Genomic DNA, 6,992 nt, shown 5'->3' with positions numbered 1-6,992 from the left:
CGGAGGCACAGCGCGGGGTGGTTCCCGACGCGCTCGCCGCTCACCACGCGGCTGGAACGCGGATCGCGAGCGTCTGTACCGGGTCGATGCTGCTCGCGACTGCCGGGGTCACCGACGGACGGCGCGCGGTCACCCACGCGAGTGCGATGGACGAGCTCCGCGAGTCGGGTGCCGAAGTCGTCGACGCGCGGGTCGTCGACGACGGCGACCTCCTGACGGCGGGTGGGGTGACCTCCGGGCTGGACCTCGCGTTACACGTCGTCGAGCAGGAGTTCGGTGACGCCGTCGCCGAGCGAGTGGCGACGGTTATCGAGTACGATCGGCGCTACACGGTCGCGGGTGACGACGAGGCCGAGTAGGCACCCACAACGAAGCAGGAGACGTGTCGCGGAGTCGAGAGATCCGTCAGAGTTCGGCGTCGTGAACCGTCGCCCCGCTGTCGTCGACGGTGATCACGGTACAGTCGAGCTGGTCGCGGAGGTACGTGTCGATGTCGGGGTCCGAGAGCAACTTCTGGACCATCCGCCGCCACCGACCCGCCTGTTTCGAGCCGATGACGACCACGTCCGCGTTCTCGGCGACGATCTCCTCCAGGATCGTCTCCTCGACGAGGAAGCCGCGCCGGACGACGAACCGGGCACGGTCGAGCGAGCCGGTCCGGCGTTCGACCGCCCGCTTCAGGTCGCTGCGGGAGACACCGCCGGTGTTCTGGTACAGATCGACGTGGAGAACAGTGAGGTCGGCGTCGCGCTCCTGAGCGACGCGCACGCCCTCCCGAAGGGTGCGCTCGGAGTGTGCCGACAGTGGATATCGAACCGGCACGACGACCAGAGTCATACGTCTACCGACGTGTTCGTCACGTAAATACGCTGTCGATACTCGGGTCTGCCCCCGCGTTCGGCCGACAATGAACGGTTGCGGCCTTGGGACCCGACGCCGGGGTGACCAAGTATATAACTGAAGACAGTCAAAGCACGCGTAACCGGTGCCTCGGACCGTGGCCGGGCGGCAGTCGACACGGCTCGCTCGGGGACCGTTCGATACGACCCATGATACCAGACATCCGATCCGACGACCGCGCAGTGAGTCCCGTTATCGGCGTGATCCTAATGGTGGCGATAACCGTGATCCTGGCCGCCGTCATCGGCACGTTCGTGCTCGGGCTCGGAGACCAGCTCGGCGACAACCAGCCCACCGCGCAGCTGGCCATGGACCTCGACCAGGACGCGGACTCGACCCTGACGATCGAGCACAACGGCGGCGACTCGATCGCGTCGGAGTCGCTGACGGTGCTGATAACCGGTCCTGACGATCAGCGCGGCGAAGCCACCGACGAGTTCGAAACCCGGTTCTCCGTTGGTGACGAGGAGACGGCTGAATTGGATGGGACTGATAACACGATCGGCGAAGAGGAAGACGTCCGTATTCGGGTCATCCACCAGCCAAGCGACTCGATCCTGCTCGACCGGACTCTCGAAGTGACTGTCGACGACTTCGAGTTCGGCGACGAGCTCGACTTCGAGAACTGACGCTCGCTTCCCGAACCGCTCTGAGTTCCCTGCGACTATTTATAAAGTAATCACAGGAGTCCGTGGCCTATCACTGCGGCATCGTCGATTATCTATAAGCACGTAGCCGGAGTGGCGGTGATCTCTACCGTTACAATTGGATCGTCAGTACTCCATGAAAATACCGGGTGAATTCAGCTGGTTTCAGTGTCCGGATCTCGCTCGTCCTTCTCGGTTTCATCGGTGGCGGGACCCTCCTGTTCCCCACCCGGAGGTTGCGCATCCTCGTCCTGGGATTCCGCTGTGATCTCCTTCTGGAGGCGTTCGATCTCTTGACGCACTTCCTCGCGTTGTTTCTCCGTGAGACCGTTCGTCCTGCGTTGCCGAACGGGTCGAGTTTCTTCTCTTTCTTCCATTCTGACGGCACTGGCCCTGAGGACGACTGTAGTCACACCGCCGAGTATCATTGCCCAGGTGGAGAGTGAGGAGAGATCTGCATACTGGAACACCGCCGCTATAATAAGAGCAAAAAAGAACGCGAGGAGCGAGGTGTATCTAAGATCTGCGGGGCTGACCATACTGGAATCCTGCAACGAAACTGACGTAGACGGCACTAATAATAAAAATTATAAAGAGAATACTTTCGAGTGTGAGGAGTCCTGTGAGGCGGAGGACGCCCATGAGTACGAGAGCCAACCCGGCGAGTATCACGCCGAGATCCTCGGTTGTCATGGCGTTTATCATAAGTAATAGTTTCTCGTGTGGGGTTATAGATTTATTGGTGAGTCGAGCGTTCGACGTCGCTCTCGGTTTCGGGTCAGGTGTTTCCGAACGAGTCGTCGGTCGCTCGACACCCCGCCGAACACGAGTCGACTTGCCGACCACCACGAGCCAACTGAACGAACCGGGAGTAATATATTAACTCGGTTTGTAGTAACGATCGAGATGAGCACTACCGGGAGCGAGCTTATAAGCGTATTCGAGAGCGAGACGGACACGATCACGGACGCGGTTTCCTCGGGGCGGGTGACTCTCGAGGACCTCGATGTCTTCGTCCGGAGCGCGGAGCGCGGCGAGGTCGACGCGAGCGACGGATTGGATGCGGTCGTCCGGATCCTGCGGTCGCTGTTGAGCGGGGACGCGCCGAGCTGGGAGGAGAAGGAACCTGCCGGCAGCTGATCGGAAGACCGGTACCCGCCGTCGACTCTCCACACCTCTCGTTTCCTCGCGTTCCGTTTCCCTCGCGTTCCGTTTCCCTCGCGTTCCGTTTCCCTCGCTTTCGGTTCTCCCCGCGTTCCGTTTCGCTCTCGGCTCCACCACCTGTCTTTCGCTGTCGATCCTGCCCTGATGGGTTTATATACCCTCCCCGGGACTCCTCGCCTTCCTCCCGTCTCCGATCGCCGGACAAAGTATACGGTCCTGCGGTCGGGAGTCCCTGGTATGAACGACGCGGGAACTGACGGCCGGCACGCCGACGCGGTCGCCGCCGACGAGACGGTCGTCGAGCCGCCGGACGAGTTCCGCGAGTCGGCCGCGGTCGCCGACGACGACGACGTGTACGACGCGTTCGAGCGCGACTGGCCGGACGCGTGGGGACGCGCCGCCGACCTGCTCGACTGGGAGCGCGATCCCGACACCGTACTCGACGACTCGAACCCACCGTTTTATCAGTGGTTCCCGGACGGCCGGCTCAACGCCGCGACCAACTGCGTCGATCGCCACCTCGACGAGCGCCGCAACCAGCTCGCGATCCGGTGGTTCGGCAAGCGCGGCGAACGACGGTCGTACACGTACGCCGACCTCCACCGGGAAGTGAACGCCGCCGCGGCAGGGCTCCGCGAGCTCGGCGTCGAGGAGGGCGATGTCGTCACCCTCTACCTCCCGATGATCCCGGAGCTGCCCGTGACGATGCTGGCGTGTGCCCGGATCGGTGCGCCCCACAACGTCGTCTTCGCCGGGCTCTCCGCGGACGCGCTCGCGACGCGGATCGACGCCGCCGACTCCGCGTACCTCGTCACCTGCGACGGCTACTACCGGCGGGAGGACGCGTTCAACCAGAAGTCCCGCGCGGACAACGCCCGCCTCCAGGCCGACGGGAGCCTCGAGGCGACGGTCGTCGTCGACCGCCTCGGCGACGCCCTCGACGTCCCCCTCGGCGAGGACGAACACGACTACGGGACGCTCCTCGCGCCACACGACGGCGAGACCGTCGAGCCGGTCGCCCGCGACGCGACTGACCTCCTGTTCGTGATGTACACCTCCGGCACCACCGGCCGCCCGAAGGGAGTCGAACACGCCACCGGTGGCTATCTCGCACACGTTGCCTGGACGACCCGGAACGTGCTCGACGTGCGGCCGACGGACACGTATTGGTGTGCGGCGGACATCGGCTGGATCACCGGACACTCCTACGGCGTGTACGGGCCGCTCGCGCTCGGCACGACGACCGTCCTGTACGAGGGGTCGCCGGACTACCCCGACCGTGACCGGGTGTGGGATCTCATCGAGCGCAACGCCGTGAGCGTCTTCTACACCTCCCCGACCGCGATCCGGTCGTTCATGAAGTGGGGCGCGGAGTACCCGGAGGCGCACGACCTGTCGTCGATCCGGCTGCTCGGCACCGTCGGCGAGTCGATCACGCCGAAAGCGTGGCACTGGTACCGCGAGCACGTCGGCGGCGGCGACGCGCCCGTCGTCGACACGTGGTGGCAAACCGAGACGGGGGCGATCGCGTTGGCGACGCTCCCCGGCGTGAGCGACATGAAACCGGGGAAGGTCGGCCCACCCCTGCCGGGGATCGACGCGCGGGTCGTCGACCGCGACGGCGACCCCGTGGAGGCGGGCGAGGCCGGCTACTTAACGATCGACCGTCCATGGCCCGGGATGTGTCGCGGACTCCGCGAGGGCGACGAGCGGTACCGCCGCGAGTACTGGGCCGAGACAACTGAGGGCTGGCGGTACCGCACCGGCGACGGGGCGACTGTCGACGAGGACGGGTACGTCACGATCCTCGGCCGGGTCGACGACGTGATCAACGTCCGTGCCCGCCGGTTCAACACCGCCGAGCTGGAGTCCGCGATCGTCGCGGCCGACGGCGTCACCGAGGCCGCGGTGGTCGGCGACGACTCGGGCGGGGTCATCGCGTACGTCACGACTCGGGGCGACGTCGACCCTGACCCGATCCTCCGCGAGTCGATCGAACGCCGAGTCGCCAACGCGGTCGGCGAAGTCGCCCGCCCCGATCGAGTCGTGTTCACGCCCGAGCTGCCAAAAACCCGGTCCGGGAAGATCATGCGGCGACTGCTGGAGGATATCGCCCGGGGAGAGGAGTTCGGCGACGTGAGCGCCCTCCGCAACCCCGAAGTCGTCGGCGAGATCGAGTCCACGGTCCGTGAGGAGGAGTGAGCCGTGCGGGTGCTCGACGCCGACGACGGCTGATGTTTCGGCTTATTCAACGGAGGCGAAACGTCATCTGACGGTTATTCCGCGATACGCCCGCGGAGTACCTCGACTAGCTCGGACGAGCGCAGCACACGAAGGTTTTTGTTTCGCCAATCAATTGAAATACGAAACGATGGGTGGGGAGATCCCGCGTGGGGCACACGAGGCGCTCGCCACGGCAGCCGAGACGTATCCCGCCGCGCTCGCCGTCAGACTGGCTGGCGAGGCCGGGCTCCGGAGCGCGGAGATCCCTCGTGTCCGTCCCTGTGACCTCCGGGCGGCGGAAACGGCCCCGGGAACGGGTGTCCTGTCGGTTCCGACCGCTGACGACGGGGCGGGGATCGGCCGGGAAACGTTCGTTCCGCAGTCGCTGTTCGCCGAGCTCAAACGATACGCCGAGAGTACCGAGCTGATCGCCGACGAGCCGTTCGTCGACCTCTCGACGCGACGCGTTCAGATGCTCGTGAGCGAGACGGCCGAGCGCGCGGCGTCGCTCGCCGACGACCCCGCGCTCGCGTCGATCACGCCTCGGGACCTCCGGCAAGGGTTCGCTCGGCGGCTTCTCGAACGTGGGATCGATCCCCACGTCGTCCGTGAAGCCGGTGGGTGGGCGACGATGGACGCGCTCGACGCGTACCTCGACCCGCTCGACGGAGAGGCGATCGTGGCGGCGGTCGCCCCGGCTGTCGACGAGGACGGGTCGGTGACGGTCACCGCCGACGGCTCTCATCCCCCGACACATCGGGACGACGGCCGGGACTGGCTGCTCGATGCGTTCGCGGCGATCCCGACGGCGACCGATCGTGACGCGCTTTTCGAGAGCGTCGTCGACCGTCTGACGGACGGGGCGCGCTGGCGATGCGCGTGGGTGGTTCGCGGCGTCGCCGCCCGTGACGGCGTCGACACCGACATCGCGGCCGTCGACGAGCGTGACGGCGACGATCGGCTGGAGACGTGGAACGGGTCGCTGCCGCCGGTCGCAGGGGACGCCGTGTCGCCGTGGGACCGCGCGATCGATGGGGGCGAACCGGTGACCGGCTTGCTCGACGACGGTGAGCTGATATCGAACCCCGCTGCCGACGATCCTGCCGACACGGCGGAGGGAGACGGTGATCGCGGCGCTAGAACGCTGCTCGCGGTCCCGATCGGACACGGAGACGCGACGTACGGGGCGTTGTGTCTCCTAAGCGACAGGGAGATCGGAGAGACGGAACTGACGGCGGCCACGGTGATCGGGCGGTGTCTCGGGTGGGGAGTCACTGCCGGGCGGTGGCGGGACCTTCTCCACTCGGACGCGGTCACCGAAGTCGAGTTCCACACGAGCGCCGAGGACGCGTTCCTCGCGGGCACGAGCACGGCGCTCGGCTGCCGTATCGATCTGGCGTCGGCGGTGACGGTCTCCGAAGCGGCCTCGCGGTGTTACCTCGATGTCGACGGCGCGGGGCCACAGGCGGTCGCCGACGCGGTCGCGGCGGTCGACGGCGTCTCGCAGATCCGGGTGATCGAAACCCACGAAGACGGCTGTACGGTCTCCGTCCGCGTGTCGGGCGGCTCGCTCGTCCGGGCGCTGACGGAACACGGAGCGACCGTCCGGGACGCGACCGCGACCGAGGGGGACGTTCGCGTCGTCGCCGACCTCCCCGACGGGACGGACGTCAGACCGATCGCGGACGGGTTGCGGACGACGTACCCCGATGTCAGGCTGGCGAGCAAGGAGTCGATCACGCGGTCGTCGCTCTCCGACTCGACGCTGCGTGATGGGGTCACCGACCGACTCACCGACCGCCAGTGGGCGACGCTGTCGGCGGCGTACCACAGCGGCTACTTCGACTGGCCCCGCGGGAGCACCGCCGAAGAGGTCGCCGACGCGATGGACGTTTCCTCGCCAACGTTTCACAACCACCTTCGGAAGGCCCAGCGGGCGCTGCTCGACACGCTCTTCGAGGCCGTACGTGTTTACCCCGAGGTCTCGACAGCCGGCACAGCGTGAGCCCGTGAGATAATCTTATTGTTGCTGACGACTCGACGAAGCTCTTCGTATGG

8 protein-coding genes are annotated in these 6,992 nt (G+C 66.1%); 5 read left to right on the top strand and 3 right to left on the bottom strand.

Features of this window, described 5'->3' with window-relative positions; all coding sequences use genetic code 11:
• A partial coding sequence (locus ACFQEU_RS09120; protein WP_379781404.1) for a DJ-1/PfpI family protein occupies positions 1 to 359 on the top strand: 359 nt, incomplete at its 5' end.
• Between the two features lie 46 nt (positions 360 to 405).
• Here the strand turns inward: ACFQEU_RS09120 and ACFQEU_RS09115 are convergent.
• The gene (locus tag ACFQEU_RS09115) at positions 406 to 837 is read right to left on the bottom strand and encodes a universal stress protein (protein ID WP_379781401.1); all 432 of its coding nucleotides are present in this window, start codon (positions 835 to 837) and stop codon (positions 406 to 408) included.
• A gap of 212 nt (positions 838 to 1,049) precedes the next feature.
• On the opposite strand from ACFQEU_RS09115, the gene ACFQEU_RS09110 reads away from it, so the two are divergent.
• Positions 1,050 to 1,529: a type IV pilin domain-containing protein gene (locus ACFQEU_RS09110; RefSeq protein WP_379781399.1), complete on the top strand. Its 480-nt coding sequence runs from the start codon at positions 1,050 to 1,052 to the stop codon at positions 1,527 to 1,529.
• Between the two features lie 173 nt (positions 1,530 to 1,702).
• On the opposite strand, the gene ACFQEU_RS09105 is transcribed toward ACFQEU_RS09110, so the two are convergent.
• Positions 1,703 to 2,086: a hypothetical protein gene (locus ACFQEU_RS09105; protein WP_379781397.1), complete on the bottom strand. Its 384-nt coding sequence runs from the start codon at positions 2,084 to 2,086 to the stop codon at positions 1,703 to 1,705.
• Positions 2,064 to 2,252 carry a hypothetical protein gene (locus tag ACFQEU_RS09100; protein ID WP_379781395.1) on the bottom strand — a complete coding sequence of 63 codons (189 nt, stop codon included), beginning with the start codon at positions 2,250 to 2,252 and terminating at the stop codon, positions 2,064 to 2,066. The genes ACFQEU_RS09105 and ACFQEU_RS09100 overlap by 23 nt, the downstream gene beginning before the upstream one ends.
• Before the next feature lie 201 nt (positions 2,253 to 2,453).
• On the opposite strand from ACFQEU_RS09100, the gene ACFQEU_RS09095 reads away from it, so the two are divergent.
• The 3 genes from ACFQEU_RS09095 to ACFQEU_RS09085 all read left to right on the top strand — a co-directional run bounded on the left by ACFQEU_RS09095 (position 2,454) and on the right by ACFQEU_RS09085 (position 6,939).
• Positions 2,454 to 2,687: a hypothetical protein gene (locus tag ACFQEU_RS09095; protein WP_379781393.1), complete on the top strand. Its 234-nt coding sequence runs from the start codon at positions 2,454 to 2,456 to the stop codon at positions 2,685 to 2,687.
• Between the two features lie 261 nt (positions 2,688 to 2,948).
• Positions 2,949 to 4,913 (top strand): acetate--CoA ligase, encoded by a 1,965-nt coding sequence (acs, locus tag ACFQEU_RS09090; RefSeq protein ID WP_379781391.1) that lies wholly within the window; start codon positions 2,949 to 2,951, stop codon positions 4,911 to 4,913.
• A 169-nt stretch (positions 4,914 to 5,082) separates the two neighbouring features.
• Entirely contained in the window at positions 5,083 to 6,939 is a 1,857-nt protein-coding gene (locus ACFQEU_RS09085) for a bacterio-opsin activator domain-containing protein (protein ID WP_379781389.1), read from the top strand.
• The last annotated feature ends 53 nt before the right edge of the window (positions 6,940 to 6,992 follow it).

Origin of the sequence: Halorubrum tibetense (assembly GCF_042661865.1) — an archaeon.
Lineage (GTDB): Archaea > Halobacteriota > Halobacteria > Halobacteriales > Haloferacaceae > Halorubrum > Halorubrum tibetense.
Note: the sequence above shows the minus strand (reverse complement) of the source record. Positions and strands in the feature narration are given on the sequence as shown.

What these genes read in the sequence shown, in the direction of transcription:
- ACFQEU_RS09115 (WP_379781401.1), bottom strand. Translation starts at nt 837, where the DNA reads ATGACTCTGGTCGTCGTGCCGGTTCGATATCCACTGTCGGCACACTCC.
- ACFQEU_RS09110 (WP_379781399.1), top strand. Translation starts at nt 1,050, where the DNA reads ATGATACCAGACATCCGATCCGACGACCGCGCAGTGAGTCCCGTTATC.
- ACFQEU_RS09105 (WP_379781397.1), bottom strand. Translation starts at nt 2,086, where the DNA reads ATGGTCAGCCCCGCAGATCTTAGATACACCTCGCTCCTCGCGTTCTTT.
- ACFQEU_RS09100 (WP_379781395.1), bottom strand. Translation starts at nt 2,252, where the DNA reads ATGATAAACGCCATGACAACCGAGGATCTCGGCGTGATACTCGCCGGG.
- ACFQEU_RS09095 (WP_379781393.1), top strand. Translation starts at nt 2,454, where the DNA reads ATGAGCACTACCGGGAGCGAGCTTATAAGCGTATTCGAGAGCGAGACG.
- acs (WP_379781391.1), top strand. Translation starts at nt 2,949, where the DNA reads ATGAACGACGCGGGAACTGACGGCCGGCACGCCGACGCGGTCGCCGCC.
- ACFQEU_RS09085 (WP_379781389.1), top strand. Translation starts at nt 5,083, where the DNA reads ATGGGTGGGGAGATCCCGCGTGGGGCACACGAGGCGCTCGCCACGGCA.